This window comes from Chitinophaga sp. G7 BAM 1005 (assembly GCF_057126945.1).
Map to the genome: position 1 here is coordinate 4,427,413 of NZ_CP181478.1, position 18,563 is coordinate 4,445,975.

At 40.9% G+C, this 18,563-nt stretch carries 9 protein-coding genes; 5 read left to right on the top strand and 4 right to left on the bottom strand.

The features are described from left to right. Position 1 precedes the first annotated feature (1 nt). The 3 genes from ACMXI2_RS17540 to ACMXI2_RS17550 form a co-directional block, all read right to left on the bottom strand. Entirely contained in the window at positions 2-4,516 is a 4,515-nt protein-coding gene (locus ACMXI2_RS17540; RefSeq protein ID WP_483777383.1) for a DUF6443 domain-containing protein, read from the bottom strand. After that, positions 4,509-5,471 carry a hypothetical protein gene (locus ACMXI2_RS17545; protein WP_483777384.1) on the bottom strand — a complete coding sequence of 321 codons (963 nt, stop codon included), beginning with the start codon at positions 5,469-5,471 and terminating at the stop codon, positions 4,509-4,511. Before ACMXI2_RS17545 ends, ACMXI2_RS17540 begins: the two co-directional genes overlap by 8 nt. A gap of 136 nt (positions 5,472-5,607) precedes the next feature. Then, on the bottom strand, positions 5,608-9,402 hold the full coding sequence (locus ACMXI2_RS17550; protein ID WP_483777385.1) for a DUF5977 domain-containing protein: 3,795 nt from the start codon (positions 9,400-9,402) through the stop codon (positions 5,608-5,610). Between the two features lie 1,199 nt (positions 9,403-10,601). On the opposite strand from ACMXI2_RS17550, the gene ACMXI2_RS17555 reads away from it, so the two are divergent. The 5 genes from ACMXI2_RS17555 (at position 10,602) to ACMXI2_RS17575 (ending at position 17,144) form a co-directional block, all read left to right on the top strand. Continuing rightward, positions 10,602-12,167 carry a VPA1262 family N-terminal domain-containing protein gene (locus ACMXI2_RS17555; RefSeq protein ID WP_483777386.1) on the top strand — a complete coding sequence of 522 codons (1,566 nt, stop codon included), beginning with the start codon at positions 10,602-10,604 and terminating at the stop codon, positions 12,165-12,167. Beyond that, positions 12,164-12,757: a hypothetical protein gene (locus ACMXI2_RS17560; RefSeq protein WP_483777387.1), complete on the top strand. Its 594-nt coding sequence runs from the start codon at positions 12,164-12,166 to the stop codon at positions 12,755-12,757. The genes ACMXI2_RS17555 and ACMXI2_RS17560 overlap by 4 nt, the downstream gene beginning before the upstream one ends. Continuing rightward, positions 12,757-14,745 carry a hypothetical protein gene (locus ACMXI2_RS17565; RefSeq protein WP_483777388.1) on the top strand — a complete coding sequence of 663 codons (1,989 nt, stop codon included), beginning with the start codon at positions 12,757-12,759 and terminating at the stop codon, positions 14,743-14,745. Before ACMXI2_RS17560 ends, ACMXI2_RS17565 begins: the two co-directional genes overlap by 1 nt. Before the next feature lie 192 nt (positions 14,746-14,937). Continuing rightward, complete coding sequence (locus tag ACMXI2_RS17570; RefSeq protein WP_483777389.1) at positions 14,938-16,410, top strand: hypothetical protein; 1,473 nt, start codon at positions 14,938-14,940, stop codon at positions 16,408-16,410. 446 nt (positions 16,411-16,856) lie between these two features. Next, complete coding sequence (locus ACMXI2_RS17575; RefSeq protein ID WP_483777390.1) at positions 16,857-17,144, top strand: hypothetical protein; 288 nt, start codon at positions 16,857-16,859, stop codon at positions 17,142-17,144. A gap of 310 nt (positions 17,145-17,454) precedes the next feature. Here the strand turns inward: ACMXI2_RS17575 and ACMXI2_RS17580 are convergent, their stop codons facing one another. Continuing rightward, entirely contained in the window at positions 17,455-18,549 is a 1,095-nt protein-coding gene (locus tag ACMXI2_RS17580; RefSeq protein WP_483777391.1) for an efflux RND transporter periplasmic adaptor subunit, read from the bottom strand. Between the last annotated feature and the right edge of the window lie 14 nt (positions 18,550-18,563).

Genomic DNA, 18,563 nt, shown 5'->3' on the forward strand with positions numbered 1-18,563 from the left:
TCTATAAAGATTTAGTAAGTTTTATACTATTGCTACTTGTTTGCACAAACTTATAACCTAGCCGATTTGCAATTCCAGCATTAATCAACTTAGTATTTTCAATTTCTATTCCTTTAATAACTATTTGTTTGGCACCTTTGCTTACAGCCTCTGCTTCAAAAGTTTGTAAAAGCTTGAATAAACTATTTCCATCGTCCAGCCCTGCAAGCGTCTGAATTGTCCTTTGATATGTTCCTTTTGTAACTGTAACACTTCCACGAACATAAAAATCGGCTACATGCTCTACTGTATATGCTCCAGCTTCAACCGCTGTAGTAGCTACTCTTGCTGCTCTCAACGACTGAAAAGCAGCCAGCAAAGGAGGTAAAGGAACTAAAAGCGATTCAACAGGAACATATTCAGCTCTACCACTAGCTCTTGATTTAGTTAGTTCGCCATCCATGCCATATATTAGTTGGCCACTCTCTAGTCCATTGTAAATCTCATCTACTGCCTGGTTCCCAACAGCACTTCCAGTTTCAATACGACCACTCTTTCTAAAATATAAATTTGAGTTAACCGCATCAACAATAGGAGATCCATCTGCGGCTGTCCCGACAGATGTTGATGTATAATTTACATGTACAGATTTTTTTGTTATATCTCTTACTTCGCCTCCGGTTTCCTCTGCAAAAGATCGAGCTGCCTTTCGTTGCGCACTTGTTGATCCAAAAAGACCAAAGAAATAATTTCCATCAGGATCAATACGACTAATAGGATTATTACCTGTATAGTTATATGGAGTATAATCATAAAATTCATCGGACATCGCATCTACAACATGCCATCTTCCAATTTGCGCATCATACATCCTTGCTCCATAGTCGTACCACTCTAACCCTGATCCATCTCCGAACTCTTTGGATTGTAGCTCCTTTCCATTATACTTCTTACGATTCTCCGGATAATTACTTCCTTTGAGCGCATTTGAACTGATCCCACTCATGGTGAGCCCAAACGGATAGTAATGTGTCTCCTCCAGCAATGGCCCGGATGCCTGCGTTACCACTACATCATCAAAGAACACATCCTGAGGACTTTCGTTACTCGTATACACATATAAAAAACCACTTTTCTCTATCACCATTTTATCCTGGGCCAATGTCTGTAACTGATCCGGTTCTGCTCTTACCTGTTTAACTCCACTATTCTCATCCACTAATTTAAACTGATCATCGAACAAAACAAAATTAAGATACGCTTTAGGTCTATCAGGATTTAGCTGGTCGGGGTCCTTTTCTTTCAGACGCTGGTAATCACTATTATAAAAGTTATTATTAAATGGTGCCGTCTGGTCCGTTAAGGATATGTCATGAGCCCCCTCCGCAGGCTGACCTCCATTAAATGCTGCTATCAGGTCCTTCAGCATGCTTTCAGCAGGGACTAAAGGTGCTTTTTTATTTTGCGGCCCGGCTGATTTATAAAATGCTTTTGCACCAATTTGTATCGTATCTCCTGCCATTACACGTAACACAATGGAGGGGCCTATTTTCTTGCCAGTACCTGTAGCGGTTAACTTTGCAACAGAGGCATTCTGTCCGGCGCTTTCATCCACAGGATAACCGGCAGGTTTATCTGCACGTGTATTGTCAACATTACTAAACAGTGCTGTTTCTGTAGCGGCTGCCGGCGCTTCCATAGTGGCTGCATACATGGTAAAATCTGTTTGCTCCGTGAGCACCATGCGTATATTGCCCAGGTGGTCCTTTACAAAATAGTCGTACATATAACGTACTGGCTGCCCTGTTGCCAATATAGCCCGGACACGTCCTTCCTCGTGGCTTAAAAACTGTAGGGTGTCATTCTGATATACAAAACCGCCTATATAATCTGTAGTAGTGATTTTAGCCGGAGTAACCGTGTTGTCCGTAACAATTTTCTTCACCTTATTACCAGTGGCGTCATATTGATATTTAATAAGCCCTTTGCCAGTAATAACGATGCTATCTGGTAGGTTCAGATGATTATACCGTATAACACTAATATTCTTATTGGCATCTTTTGTCAGATTCCCGTTGGCATCGTAAGAATAATCTGCTGTTTCATTATTCAAAATCTCCCTGAAATCTCCCAGCTGACTCTGAGCGTTATTTTTCCGGTCTGTAACAAAAGATAATTTATTACTACCGGCATTATAACCATACTTCAGGCTGTCCAGGGTTTGTATGGTCAGACCATTCATGCCCTTTTGGTTCATTGACTGAATATTGCCACCGGCATCATAGGAAAGCCCGGTTACTGAAAAGTCTTTCAGGCTTTTTGTCCAACCTGTACTGCCGGCGTTTACCTGATTAAAGTCAGCAGACAAAAGACGACTGGCCCTATCATAGTTAAATCCGTAGGCTCGGGCGATCGTATCACTACGGCTTTTCCAGGTAGTACCGGCAATGTTGCCGTTAAATTGTGCCGAAGTAAATCCATAGTCATAGCTGAGTGCCTGTCCAAACCAATTGGCAGAACCACTGGCAGTGGCCACAAAATCTTTATTGATGGCTTTTAGCCAACCACGGATATTATATTCATAATTCAAGGTTTCCAGCTGACTGCTCACTGTAACACCCAAACGCTTTTTCTTTAACTGCCCCAACTCATCATACTCATTTACCGCTAAAGTTTTTTCTTGGGCCGAAACATCATTCAACATCTTTTTAACACTTACCAGACGGCCTCCTGCGTCATAATTCATAATAGTACGCACCGTTACCTCGGGGATGGTGCCACTGCGTTGATTGCGATGTCGCTGGTAGGTGCTTAACAGCTTACCGTTAAAGTCATATAAACTATTGACTACATCATATCCTCCGCTGACATTATCAGACAGCACTTGGATCAGGCGGCCTTTATCATTGTAATAATTGGTGGTAGTAAGCCATTGATCAGTTCCGAGTACTTTTACTTTTGTTCCCGTTACAAGTCCTTTAATCTTGCTACTCGAACTGGCAGGCAAGGCCTCTGCATATAGATTACTACCTGCCTGGGGCTTGGTAATATCGCGGGTATCATAACTCCTGTCGCCTGCAAACCCATAATTATCATAATAGGTATAAGTCAGCGGTGTTAACTTATTAACGGGGATGTTGGGCAGCGGGTTAGTAGCCGTGATAATAGTAGCGTCCTGCGTGACACCGGTATTGATTTCAGCTGTTACCGATGCGCCCGTACCTGTATCGAATCCATCAGTCAGCGTAATGCTGTTGGTCGCCTGGTACAGCTGAGTAGTCACATCATAGGATGCCAGCACTAAGTCCGCAGTACCAGGGAAAGTATACGGAATAGACTGTGTGTTGCTAGTGGCTGTATTCATTAAAATCTGAAGCGCCTCCCTTGTGCTGACGTCATTATAGAGTGCCGTCATAATAGGCCGGTTCAAATTATCATAGAAGGTAACGAGCCAATTGTTACCTTTCATATTACCATCCCTGGAAAATGCGATCCTGTCCCTGATATCATACACCATTTCAGTGGAGTCAGCACCAGGTACTTTCCTAATGATCATGCGGCCACGGCCATCATATCGATAGATAAAACAAAGCTCTGTTGCAATAGCAGCACTAATGGTCCAATTGCTGATGACAGCCTCCACTGCTTTCGGAGGAATTACAAAACGCAGGTTGCCCAGGTCATCATATACGTAATAAGTACACAACCAACCCATGTGAGCAGCACCTGGGACAGCCGCCAATTGAATTTTCCTTAATACTACCCTGCCTTCCTTATCCTTATATTCCACCATTTGGTTTTCTGCTTCATCCAGGGAAAACTGCTTATACAGCTGACCGGCACCATATACGCGCCCTCCTAAACTAGTAGGAATAATCCCGCCTGAAGCCGTATCCCAGATTCTTACAGAATCTGAAACAGTATTGACTAAATACTGATTTTGCATGGGCCTATTACCACCTCTCTCCACAGTAGCCGCATCGTTCTTGGCCCAGCTGTTACCTGGGGCATAGGTTTTCATTACCCGGTTTAGAGGAGATGCTTCATAGTCAATACGATTGTAATATATACTTTCTCCTATCGCACCGGGAGCAAGGGTAGCATTCTGGTAGAAAGCTTTCTGCCCATTAAAAGGATCTGTTTTGAACTTACCATCGCTGGTATTACCACTTTGTTGCACGTAAGGGAGGTATTTAAACTGCTCCCGTCCGAAAGCATCATACACAACTGGAGCCACCACGTCTTTGCCCGAAACACTCATGCCTTTTGACACGGTTTGCAGCGGACGTCCAAGTCCATCAAAATATTGAGTGACCAGGCGGACCTCCGACACTGGTCGACTGGGAGAAGCCACATAGGCGGTGTCCGATGTGGGAAGCGCAGGCTCCCAGGTACGGACATAATTAACTGTAGTATTGGTATAAGCTCCCGGCGGGGCAACAGACGTGGCCAATGGTCTTCCACTAGCATCCGGTTTCTGCGCCTGCAGTTTTACTGCAAAACACAGCAGTACTATAAAGAGATAAAATCTATACATGATATTTATTCAACAAGTTTATTAATGAGCATTGCAAATGAGATTTCAGGTAAGCAGCTAATTTTTTATCTTCATGTCTTTGTGCAGTACTCTCTTTCTTCATCTCAATAATATACAATGTTAGCTCCTCTATCTTCTGTAAGAGTTTCTTATTCATTTCTCCTATATCCAGTCCTTCTTTCTTCACATCCTTCTCCGAAGGCATCTCTGGTAAATGTTTATTGACCTTAATAAAACACTCTACTTCCTGTAATAAAGGCAATTGGTAATCCGGATGAAACACAAAATCGGCCCAGCTTCCCTGTGTTACCTTCACTCTCCGGGCTCCGATAATACCTTCCACTGCAAGCTTATAACTACCTGGATTATATGTTCCTATAGCTAACTTGCAGGCTATATAATTATTCCCACTACCAATAAAGTAGGCCGAACTATTGTAGGTGGACCCATAAACATTCACAGAACTATCTACAGCTGTTTTAAAGTTATGGGCCGGGCCACCAACCTCCTGATAAAGTAGCGGCTGTTGCTCCCCGTCATAGATTACAGGTGAAACAGCATAGTTGGATCGGTAATTATAACTTGTATTGCTCCGCATCCAGATGATGATCCTGCCACTTGAATTAGCTATTGTACCGTCTCTCCAACCGGCTATCATCCTGCTTAATGCAGATATGTTGCTGTACTGTCTGATATCGGCGTCAATAAAATTGGATCCGTTCCCCCAGGCTGTTACATGGTATCTAAACCGTGCTACGATAGACCCCCTCCACCAGTTGTCATTATGTACATTTGAACGACCTATTTCCAGCTCAGTAGCAACATTACTATTCCAGGCACCATCTGCAAATGTGACCGGGTAAAATTTAGTGGTATATCCTTTAACCCAAAAAAGCACCTGTAACCTCCTGGGCCAGCACTGTAGTTTTACAGGCGAGAATAAACAAACAAACAAGACCGTATTTTTTTTAACTGTTTCATAGATAAAGATTTGCACAAACAATATGTCGATATTCTAAAAATCATATACTATCCTAAGCTTCACCGGTTTAATACTATATGCGCCGAAAGCTGTTATCTCAATTTAATTCTTAGCGAACAGTGTACCCGCTACCAATTTGCAGCGTGAATGTATAATTTGTAGCTGGGGCTCCCGGCGTCTGAGATTGCCGCTCAGACAAAAGAAAGCTTGATTTAAGCACCTGGCTTGATCCTGAGCAATTAAAACTTTCATAAGTCACCTCCGTAATGTTGTCCGGCGTAGTCACTTTAGTAATCTTTACGTTCACAATAACATTATTCGTTAAAGTGAAGGGAATCGTACAGCCAGAATCACTATAGAATTTGACCACCACATCTCCTGTGGTAGTGGTAGGCGTCTGAACTATGTTTTCAAATCGCAGTTTCGCATACACTGGAGGTAGACATTTACTGTTCGCATTCGCGTAAGCTTGTCCATTTAAATTGATATCATCAATTGTTTTTTGATCAGCATCCGCCTGGCTAATGGTAGAAGTATAGGTACCGGCTACAACTCTATATAGTATCCAGTCTCCAATAGAATCTGCCGTACAATTACTGCGTGCAAACCACTGGCTTTTCTCTACGTTCTTATAAAATACGCAGGAGCCATATTTATTTGCATAGGCTTGCCCGTTAAGATTAATATCATTCTGCGCTTTTTGATCAGCATCTGCCTGGCTGATTTCAGAATAATAAGTGGCTACCGGCACTGCATACTCCACCGGAGTACCATTTCCGGTTACACAGTTATTACGGTTAAATACCTGACTTTTGAAATTATTAGGCCATATGGGAGTCACTGGCGTCTGATACTGGTAATCAAACTGACTGGTAATCTTACTGTCATTGTTTCGAACTGTCTTCAGCCGACTATATGGATCATAGTCATAGTACTCACTCCTACCGGTGGGGTCGGTAGTACTGGTCATCCCAACCAGCGGACGGTAGGTATAAGTTGCAACAACTGCACCTCCCAGATTGGAACGAAGCTTGTTTAACTCCGTCCGAACCGCAGCATCGGTATAGTTAACTGCACTGTCAAGCAATGATTGATTTACATATTGCTTTGCTGTATTATAATCGCTACCTATTATTTTAGCAACAGGATAATTATTACTATAGCCCCAAAAATATACTTCTTTGACATCATTAGTCTTGGACTGCTGTAGAATATTTCCCTTGTTATCATATAAGTCAAAGGTGATAGTCTCTTTATAGCCATTGTCTTTTACTATCGCCCCTCCCTGAACACCAGATTCAATAAAATTTGTTACTGGTTGGGTTAATTCCGTTCTGAATACTTTATCTGGCAAAGGCATTGTTGGCTTGTAAGTAAAGAGATTGGAAGAGATAAGACGCTTATTCGTGCCATCTGTATTAGACCGATAGCTACTTTTTTCAATCACCGGACTAACCATATTTACAGTCTGCAACTTTTTGACACCTGCGGAAATGGCATCTGCCGACGAAATTCCTGTATAATTGAGAGGATATTTATAGTTGGTCACAATTACTTCTCCTGTGCTATTGGTTATCTTTTCGCTGGCAACTAAATTGGCATAAGTATAGCTATACTCCGACGTTGTGCTAGCACTAACTCCTGTCTGGGTATCGTAGTCGGTCGTTATCTTCTTCTTTAACAACACATCTCCCCTGGTAAGCGTATAAGTAGCGTAATTAAAAACCGATTGGATGCCCGAACTATACAGGTTATATGCTGGCGTAGGTGTATTTTGTATGTCAACCTTGTCTCCGAGTCCGAAGGCTCCAACCTTAATTCCGGTAAATTCATCCACCACAGGGCTTGGATTAGGTATATAGTATTCATAGCTCTCTCTTTGTTTTGCAACATAGGCCGTGGAAGGCTTACCTTCATAGATAGTTTTCTCCTGGAGGAATGGTTTATTCCAGAACTTATACGACTGAAAATAATAGGAAGCCCCCACTGGTGAAGCATTATTCGAAGAATACTGATTTAACCTACTACCAGCATCCGGTACTGCAAATTTATATATAATCTTGCCTTCTCCGTAGTCCTCAGTTACCTGATTGTACCAACCCTCCTGCCCCTGTCCCATAGCCTCTGACAATTCTTCGTCTAGTGAAGAAGACTGGCTGGTTCTGTGCATTCCAACTACATTTGGAACTCCTCCACACAAAAGAAAGCCAAGGACAATCTTCTCTGTCAATGCGTAACGAGGATCTGTTGGATCAAATGAGCGGATCCCATCTCCATAGTAATAATTACGTGTCAAGGTCGTTCCTTTAGCCCTATCGTCGCTATAGATACTTGCTATTCTGAATCCACCACCAACTCTTATATAAGTAGTTCCTCCAATCACAACCTTATACTCGTTGGATGCATAGTTAAACACCTGTGTACCACCAGTAGGGTAAGTGATTCTTTTTAACATACCGGCATCCAGTGGCACCACACTTCTTTTATCTGTTCCATTAAGGTTAATGTTCTTCATAATGTTACCCTGACACTCGTCTCGCTGTATGGGAGGTCCGGTGATAGGTTCATAGGGATCCATCCCGACCTGGGGAAATGCAAACGCTCCAAACGTATTAGTATAACTGTAATTTCCACCTGGATTATTTATTCCATACCCAAAGCAATCATAATTTGGGAAATTCACGCTTTTGGAAGTATAGTCAAACCTATACTTTTCCACAGCTATGTTATCAGCCCCGGCTATATGAATCGAATCCAGAAAACTTGTTGCCCCAGACTGGCTATAAAAGAAAGAGATCTTTTTTATAAGCGCTCCTTTTCTATTGGCAATAGTCATGCTATTTACTGTACCGTTAGTATTACGGCTCATTGTGATTAGTTCGTTAGGCGTCGTAATTCCAGAGAGTATTTTTGAATCATAATATTTTATTGTTGCCGGTTGGGCAACACCCCTGTTATCGGACGACGGATAACAAGATGGAGTACAGGTTCCATTTCCGCTGTATCCTTCAGTGATGGTTCTGCTATATCCCGGCATTCCCTCACTTGGTTCGGTAAAGGGCTGATATTGAAAATTAATTGAGCCATTGAAGGGGGTGGTGATTTTGCCCAACAGCCATGCTGAGTTAAATTTTCTGTAAGCGCCGTTTATATAGACCTGGAAATTCTCATTGTTCGCATCGGAAACACCAAAACTATAATTCACACCACTTCCATCAGTAGCATTGAATTCGCTGATCCCAATATTATTGGTTGTATAACCGATCTTCTGCAAGGCAGCATTGTCAAGCATTGTAACAACCCGATTCTGCCGGTTTGTAATAATAAAGTTTCCACTATTGCCAGGTATACCGATAGTAAATATATCATACTGTCCGTCTAAATAGTCATTCTGAGAGGCTGCTACTGCGGGGACATCACTTCCCGGTTGCAACACCATGTACCTGGCAAGATACCTGTCGCGGTCGTAGGAAGACGTAAAACTGCTCAGATAGGCGTTCATGGTCTGTCCATTTGCGACATTATTCATATCAGGCATATCATAGGCCTCATCCAACCTGCCGCGCATCGTCCTGGACACACGATATCCAGGCTCTAATGCCCAACCAATTCCTACATCTCCACTTGTCTGCCCATATTTAATGCCAGATGCATGATAAGAAATGCCTATGGGGATTTTAACGCCATCCACATCAATCGTATAAAAATTGACATTTATCTGTGGTAATCCATTATACAAAGAAACCTGGTAATTAATAAACTTCTCAAACTCTCTTGAACGCGGTGAAGGTGGGATCACTGTATTCAGTTGGCCTGCCTGTCCAAAAGCATCGCCAATTCCTGCACAATTAACCAACAATATTAATAATGCCCATTTTACCCAGGTCAATAACTCTTTTTTCATGTTTCTGATAAGTTGACAATGCTTTTGTGCTTGATTCATAAAGAAATGACGTTTGCCCCACCTGCCAGGGTGAAAACTACAGTGGATACAATCAACAATTATAGAAGTGCTATTCATAAGTACAAGAAAACTGATTTGAGAGGCTATGAAAGCGCTAGGTTACAGGGCACCATGAACTAACAACAACATCTAAATAGATAAACAACAATGATTAAATCTCATGAAATACGGCTGACAGGTTTGTATATATAGGGACCGCATGCTTTTCAGGGATTTAATGCTAAGATATATATTATAAGTTATTCTTTATACCCATTTAAATTGGTAATAAAAAAATAATAGGTCATTCTGAAAATTATTTAAACTTACATGATACCATGCTTGATGCAAGAATAATAGCCGATCACGCAGCCTATTTGCGCATCTTATTTTAGCAGTATTATAATGTACATAGTACGGTTCGGTCCCTACAATATGCAAGAAGAATCTGGTACTTTTAATAGTTTAATTAATCTGCATTTTAAATTTAAACTAATCAATCCTGACGTCAAATATTTCTACCTTCCCCTTATCAAAATTCCATCTCACTATGGAAAAGATATTTTTATATATAGTTCGCGGGAAGCGAAGGATATTCAACCCTTTAGTGTAAGACAATTAGTTTTATAATGAAAGATCTCGAAAGTAGACCATCTATAGGTTATTGGAAATAAATATTGTAAATTGGCATTGGCAAGTCAACCCAAATAAAACTAAGTAAACCGAAACAGCGAATCCGCACTTTGATAGACTAACAATAGACCAAAAACAAAAAACCCGCGCCAAGCGCAGGTTTCAGGTTTCTCCAGTGATCCTGTTCGGATTATTCTCGAACCATTTTCTCGAAAATCTAAAGCTATTAGCTGATTTAAGGTTAGCATATCACTAATTGACTAATAATCATAAGTAATTGGTTCGATAGCTTACCGTTACTGGGCACTAACAAAGAAAAACCGCTCTAGCAGCGGTTTTTCTTTGTTAGTAAACTTCACTTTTAACGTAACTCTCTCTTATTTAAATCAAAATTGGTTCGATTCCTGAAGTGGTATTATAGTCTGCCTCTCCTCTTACCTCAAGCTCCAACCTGGTAGAGTCAAGAAATTATGACATGATATACAGATTTGGGCTATATTTAGTTGCATTTAATTGTCTTCTTATCTATGGATTTACTCGAAGAAATGGTACGGTTTTACAAAAAGGCTGTAAGAACGGCCATTGTGGCAGAAGATGTCATTACAAAAAAATGGTATCACGTCTTTTCTGTCATTGAGCTTTTGCCTGAAGAAATCTTGCCCTATAAAATACCAGACCAAACCTGGTATGAACAAAGGACCATAAGGCCGAAATTGACGGGCAAATGGGACACCTATAAACCCAACTTAGTGGTAGAAGAAATAGCTGACGTTGATAAGGCCATCGAGTACTTTAAAAACCCTTTACAACAAAGTAAAACCGTGGGAATTGCCGATCATTTTATAAACAGCCGCTTCTCGATGGAGCCAGCAGGTGCCTCTCCTTTGGTGTTGCCTTCTAATATTTATACTAAGGAAGGAGTCGGCGCTATTTTGCCCAAAAGAGACTCTGGTCTATTAGTGTGGGCGCAAATTGATTCCCAAAGAGCAGTCCAACAAAAGTTCCAGCAAACAACCGGAAAGGAAAAGGAAGCTATTAGTAAACTTGCCACCGAGTGGCTTGGATTTGATCTGCTTGCCTTTCCCGAGCATATCGGCAATATTTACCTATCACTACCTAATCCTTACTTTAGAAAACTGGATTTTACTCACCAATCAAATCCGGAAGGTATTATTTATAACTTATTGAAGCGGGAAGGCATAAAAGATGAGACACTCTCCATTCAAATTACTAACTGGCATGGCGATGATATTGTCTTTGATGGAGTCTTTGATATTACTGAAAAAATGGGATTTTTAAATTTGCCGCATGCCCCAGGCATGATCGAAACTAGGGTCTATAACAAGAGCAGGCATTTGATTGCAGTGCTACCTAAAGCGGCTTTCTTAAAAAGAGTTAACTTCGGCCTATCGTATGGTCATTCAGAACTTCAAATCAACAGGCAGGGAGAAGACCCGGTTGTAATTCAAAAATTTTCGACCGAACAAACTATGAAAGTGGGAGACGCAGGAGAGCTGGACGAAACCTATTATTTCAAAACAGGGCAGGAAAGCCGGCAGTACCAAGGCCATCAAACCAGGAACGAATTTCACTTTTTTGCTGCTGGCCAAACTGAGGCGGATAAAACTGAGACGAAGGCAAAAGCCAGAAAGGTCGTTAAAGAGATTATCAACCAAGCAAAGGACAGCTGTTACCTGGTGGACCCCTATTTTATGGCAAAAGACTTAATTGAGTACGCTTATCAAATAGAAAGTACAGCACCCACCTTGCGGATTCTTAATTGTAAAGGCAAAGACTTTGTCAATAAAGAGGAAGCGCAAAAATTATATGACGCCATAGAGGCCTATAACAAAATGCCTTATCAGAAAATAGAATGTAAAATGATAACAGGCTCCATGCTCCATGATCGTTTTATTATTCTAGACACCAATGCGTATTTACTGGGAACTTCCTTTGCTGAAATCGGCAACCGAGCCGGCTGCATTGGAAAAATTCCCAACTCAAGTGATCGCCAGGTGGTGGATCAAATAGAAAAATGGTTTTGGAAGGAAAGCGTGACATTGATGGATTATATAAATAGTAAGGAAGCATGAGCCAGCCAGTATTTCCTCATAACGTTGACAGTGCAACGCGGATGCATCATGATGGCCATCCTGCTTACTGGTTCTATCATAGGGACTCGTTTCCGTCTGCCCCTCCACTATTATACCAGCAGCTAATTTCAAGTGCAACATCCTCAATCGATATTTGGGACCCGTATTTTAATGTGTCGGCAGGAACAGTTGGTGATGCGATGATTTTTACATCCGTTCAGCCGCAAATTACCATTAAGATATTGACTACAAAAGGAATGACAAAGGGACGACCGTATTTAGGAGTTGTAGAAAATGCGATTAAGCAAACAATTCCCCCTAGACATAAAGTCCGATTTGGCCTGCGGGTTGTTGATATTGGAGATACGAATATGGAAAACTATCTATTCCATGACCGAATGTTAATTATAGATAACACCGATTTTTATCTGGTAGGGTCGTCCGTGGGTTACCACCTTACTGTTCAATGTTCAACAGGTATTTATCGGGTCAATGATCAAATGACGCAAACTTTTATCCAGCAATTATTCGATCACTATTGGTCACATGCAATCAAACATCAGATACCTGTTAAAAATCTACACTTGTAATGATAACCCAGAGTGAATTTCTAACCATACATCTTGATACGTTGCTGGCGCGGGAGCGCCTAGACCGTTTTACTGCGGTTTTAAACGGCTCAGCGCTTCCGGATATGCTTGCGCCCTCTCTGAGGGACCTCGCCCAGGTTGCGCTGGCCTGTTGGGACAATAGGTTGAGTGACCCAGGACTAGGGACCCATTACTTTGACCTGGATCCTGCTCTGGGACCTGCGCTGGATCGGGTCATTTTACTTGAGCCTACTTACGCCGACATTTTTAAAGACAAATCTGCATCTACCGTCTTAAATGAAGTCTGGGAACGGCTGTTCAAAGTGGCACTCAAAACCGACTATGACAGGTTCTACGTCTCAGAAACCGATGAATGGATACAGGCTTGGCTCGAAGAGCAATGGGCGGCAGCCATAATTGAAGTAAGTACACAACTGGATTGCAAAGATGTGTTGACAATATTTGAAAACACGGAGCTTCTTCACGTCTTTGGTGCTACCCTCATCAAATCGCTTCCGGGTGAATGGTTGGAAAATGATCGATCAACATGGACGCGGGTAGAGGAAAAGCCGGCAAAAATAGTGGCCTATTTGCAAAATGATGATTATGTTTTTGAAAAATACCGCCGGCCAGATTCCGGTTCTAACGAACCTATGGAATGGGCCACCCTCAAACGGGTGCAGGTAATTAGTCAGCAGTTGACATTTTCAGAAGAATTCTCCCTGAAAGGATATGTGCTGCGGGAAAAAAATATAGAAATGTGGGTCCAGTATTGGGATAACCTTGGCCATCCCATACTGCAGGCCGCCGCTTTAAATACGATCACCACCGCAGAAAAGATAAGAGATATACTTTCGGCATTGGCAGGCGCAAAAATAAATCTTAAGACCTCGCCATCCGAACTTTCCGTGTTGCTGCTGGAAAGATTTTTCCAGCTGTTGACAAATTCCTGGCAGATGCCAAGCCAATATGAGCAGAATAGCGCCGAACCTGCCGCTGGAATTGTCAAGGAAAGAAATGAGCTTATCCAAAGGGGACGGCAGGCGCTGCAGGATTTGGTGGCCGCCAAATCCTCGCTGGGTACAGAAATCGTGACCTTGATTAGAGCAGTGGCCTCCCCAATCTATGTTGCGGATTGGTTATTTGACCAGAAACCCGCTTCGGGTGGACACCCTGCATACGCTGCCCATTACATTAATGAGCTTGCATTTGTCCGGTCAGTGCTCGATCCCCTAGTTGCCAGTATTCCTATGGCAGACCATATTGAGCAACTAGCCAAATCGTTTAGTTTCCCGCGCGTAAAATATATTACAGGGTTGCTGGATCATGTAAGCGATGAAGAAGAAAATAAGAAGCGACTGTTGGAAACCTTAAAGGAGCACCTTAAAAACGAAAAACACATTTGGCTTGGGGTGTTTGATAAGCAAGCCGAGGAAAGTCTCAATGCGAGCGCAAATGTAATTGTGCTATTGCCGGATCCGATAAAACAGTATCAATCCCTACTTGATGAGTTTCGAGCCTATTTTGAAGGCTGGAACGTGCAGACAGAAGAATTATATTCAGCGGCGGCCAGAGACTCGTTCTTATATGGGGCTACCATCCCTTATTTTGAGCGGCGGGTGGAGGGAGCCTATCCTGACGAGGATGTTTCGTTTTTCAAGGAGGTCATCAATAAAATTATCCGGCAACATAGGTTTTCGGGCTACATAAACCATTATGGGCCGGTGATTGCAAGGTTGGCGCATACCGCTGAAATATTGGGCGTGCAGGAGTTATACGACCAGACAGTTATTGCCAAAGTTGACACGCTGTTTGAGGTCCTGGAAATACTAGCCGAGCATCCTGGCTCCATAAGCGATGCTAACAAAGCCTTGTTGAAGGAGCGCGTTAATAAAGAGTGGCTTTTAGAAAAGCTGAACCTAAGGAGCGCCAATGCGGCACATACCCTTAAGCGCATGGACGGGATACTGGAATTCCTTCAGTTATAATTTCGGTTCGATTAGGGATGAGAAGTTGGCGCTACCTGAGCCATCGCGGAAATAGTGCGCAAATAAGGTAGTGGGTAATGTGGGAATCAAAAGTATATTAAAATGAAATAGTCAATATTTGATCCGACAGTCGGATACATTGTGGGCACCTTCAATACCTGAACTGTTGGCAACAAAGCCCCCTTTAAGCATATGAAAATTTATTTTACCGACTTTTTTGACATAGATGAATCCATACTAGAACTATATGGAGCATTTAATATTTCGCTCATCAACGACCTCCCTTTATTTATTGACCCATTTTTGTTATTTGGAAGTAAAAAAGAAGAATATCAAGAATTACACAAATCCATCATTCTGTATTTGACATTTTTAAAAGATAAAGCGGAAAAAGGTATTACGCATGACTATCAAATACAATCGTGGTATATATTCCGGGAAGTAAAACAAAATTGGTTGGGTTATAGCAAAATTGGAAATAGTGGCAGAGGATTGAATATGACTTTTGGAAAAGCGTTTTCTTCCTCAATTCATATTGTTTTTGACGATCTAGGGAAAGAAAGAATTACACAATCATCACACTTAGAAAAGGCTGGGTTATTTGAAATCGGAGTTGGTAAAGATAACATTAGTGACTTTACAACCAATCTTATAAAAAACTATTTGTGCGAATATACTCAAACTTTTGCTCACAAGAATATTGACGAATCTTTATTGTTAGAAGTCAATGTTGAGAAATCATATTTCGATTACACATTTGAAAGATGGATGCCTAAAAAATACAAGCTGCCATACATATTTGGCGATTACGTCTTATTGACACCAAGGGATTTACTTACTAAAGATGACAACTGGATAAATAGCAACGACCTTAGAGGAAACTTTACTGGAATCTTGAATAGTATTCCGAATGCACAATTAAAACATGAAGTATTTAACTATTATCTCAAGTGCCTTCCGAAAACAGAAAAGAACAAAAAGAACACACAAAAGGAAATAACAAAAGCTGTTCACGATACAATAAATCAATTCCCAGAGGTTATTAAGTTTTACGTCAAACTAAAAGAAGAAAATAAAGAAGGGGCAAAAAATATTTCCAAACAAAACGTGGAAGAAGTCGAAGCAATTTTTATTCAAAAACTTCAAGAATTCGTGCAGCTTCTGTTTGAGACAAGCGAATTTTACAATATTTCTAGAAATAGTTCTTATGACGAATCATTATCAAGAATTCAATATTTAAAAACTGTAATCGAAGACAATGATGGTTATCGACTGTTTTACATTGACGGTCATCCAATTAAACGAGAGGAAGATTTGCAAATAATTTACAGGCTTACATGGTTTGCCAGCGACTATGATGTCAATAGAGAAACAAATAATGGAAGAGGGCCAGTTGACTACGCAATTTCAAAAGGCTCTTCAGACAAAACACTTGTTGAGTTTAAGTTAGCTTCTAATTCCAAGCTAAAACAAAATCTTGAAAAGCAAGTTGCGGTTTACGAAAAAGCCAATAACACAAAGAAATCAATAAAGGTAATTTTGTACTTTGATACTGTGGAGTTCAATAAGACAATGAAGATTTTAGAGGAATTAAAGCTTGACAAGTCACCAAACGTTGTATTAATAGATGCAGGAAAGAAAATATCAGCATCAAACGTGAAATAAATATTGCTACCAACAAAAGTATTTGCGGCTAGCAGAGCTAGCCATTGTTACAATTAAAGGGCTTGAAAAGACACCTAACGAGGGGAAGGTCGTCATTCTATAATCAACCACATTATTTTATTGAATTTCACAACTCTCAATCTAGTGATTCTTTCATAAATTACTTGGAATGAACATGACCTTGAATTCAATTTAAAAACCAAACATTTAGATCCCGATGCAGAATTCTGGGTTACAAGCATTTTCGGCTCTAATGTAATCTGGTATAATGATATTGACGAGGGATTCAATGTTTCTAAATATGATCAGATAGGATTAATTAAAGAATATGTATGCAACCAGGATGATTTGAAGTATACGCTTAATAATCTTCTGAATTTTATAAAATCCGGAGGAAATAAATAAATATAAAACACACCAATTTTTCAATTGATATCGTGCTAAAAATGAAAAGCGAATACAAAAAAATATTAATCAAATTTTTCGAAAGAACATTAATGTTTTTATACAGGCTTGAGAAAGAACAAATTGTAGCATTCTTCACAGGATTTCAATCAGCCGCAGGAGATGATTTTGATTTAACCAATCAAATATCTACCAAACTTAGAACAGAATACCAAATCACCAAAAGTAACCCAGGATGGCCTGGTCAGGTTCAAGAATATGCTGATATGAAAGGCGTCGATTTCTTTAATGCATTAAAAGAAATATCGATCCCCCTTCTTTTACAATAAACAATGCCATAGACCTAATAAGCGATTACTTACTGCTCAAATACCCCGATGGAACTCGAACTCAAATAAAATTGATTATTAGCCATTTATAACAATAGTTAAAATTTGGGGAAGATTCAATCGAACACAAAAAAGCCTTCAAATCTTTCGACTTGAAGACTTCTGCATTTTTCGTGAACCCTATGGTACAAAACTCGAACCTTTTTATCTTTGATTTACGAAAACTTGCGGAAATTAAGTAAACATTATCATACATAAATATGTGATATTCAATCTCATAATATACATCTTTTAAATATCCGCGTAGTATTCAAAATTTTGATAATAGATTTTTCCCTTCATGTATTTCATCGGTTGCTCTTATTAATAAGGTATCTCCTTCTGTTAGTTTTCCAAAGATTTCAATCTTATCCCCTGTATTAATACCAGCTCGTACATTCACCCACTCCGTTTTACCACCCTTCAAACGAATGACGAAACGCTTTTCCAGATTAGTGGCCATTGCGGATGCAGGCACTAAAAAAGTAGGCGCTTTTCTTCCCAACTTCAGTACAGCGTTGGCAAACATGCCTGATTTTAGCTGGTTATCACTGTTGGGGTAAAGAAACTCCCATGTCTCTGTTCTGTTAGCCAGGTTTAAAGCACCTGCTTTGCGAGATAATTTTGCCTGGTAAGTTATATCGGGCTGGGCATCTACCGTAAAATTAACAGCAGAAGTTTCCGAAGTAGCAGCAGTATAGGCTTCAGGTACGGGAACTCTTAAACGCAGTGTGTTAATATTCTCTACTACCAGTATGGGCTTGGTATTGCCCGTGCTTATCAATGTGCCGGGATCTACATTTCGCTGTGTAATGACACCGCTGAAAGGAGCACGAATAGTAAGGTAATCCTTTAATTGAGCATAAGCATTCGTTTTAGACCGGGCGGCGTCCAGCGAAGCGCTATCAGCCAGCATCTGGCTTTTCGCCTTTTCCAACTCCCCGGCAGCTACTGTACCTTCCACTTTGGCGGCATTGACAATCCGTTTGTAGGCATCCAGGCTTCCAAGGTATTTTGAACGGGCGGTTTGTATATCCGCGTTGGCCTGCGCATAGTTGGCAATCATTTCAGGCGCTTCCAACACAGCCAGTAATTGTCCTTTGCTTACTTTGTCGCCAATATCAACTTTTAAGGCGCTTATATACCCGCTAACTTTTGCGAAGATCTCCGCCCGTTCCAAAGGGATCAGCTCTGCCGGAAATGTGATCTGCTTGTTCACAGTGTCCTTTTGAAGAATAAAAACGGCAACAGAATCAGGGCCAGTCTTTTTGGACAGTTCTTCTTTACTGCGGCCTTGCTGGCATCCCGTCACTAATATAACAGTCGTCAACAGTGTTAGCCCTATGATAGAAAATGAAAGTCTCATTGCTTGATTGTTTT

Bases quoted from the DNA above. Each gene is read 5' to 3' on its own strand.
- ACMXI2_RS17540 (WP_483777383.1), bottom strand. From the start codon at position 4,516: ATGTATAGATTTTATCTCTTTATAGTACTGCTGTGTTTTGCAGTAAAA.
- ACMXI2_RS17550 (WP_483777385.1), bottom strand. From the start codon at position 9,402: ATGAAAAAAGAGTTATTGACCTGGGTAAAATGGGCATTATTAATATTG.
- ACMXI2_RS17555 (WP_483777386.1), top strand. From the start codon at position 10,602: ATGGATTTACTCGAAGAAATGGTACGGTTTTACAAAAAGGCTGTAAGA.
- ACMXI2_RS17560 (WP_483777387.1), top strand. From the start codon at position 12,164: ATGAGCCAGCCAGTATTTCCTCATAACGTTGACAGTGCAACGCGGATG.
- ACMXI2_RS17565 (WP_483777388.1), top strand. From the start codon at position 12,757: ATGATAACCCAGAGTGAATTTCTAACCATACATCTTGATACGTTGCTG.
- ACMXI2_RS17570 (WP_483777389.1), top strand. From the start codon at position 14,938: ATGAAAATTTATTTTACCGACTTTTTTGACATAGATGAATCCATACTA.
- ACMXI2_RS17575 (WP_483777390.1), top strand. From the start codon at position 16,857: ATGAAAAGCGAATACAAAAAAATATTAATCAAATTTTTCGAAAGAACA.
- ACMXI2_RS17580 (WP_483777391.1), bottom strand. From the start codon at position 18,549: ATGAGACTTTCATTTTCTATCATAGGGCTAACACTGTTGACGACTGTT.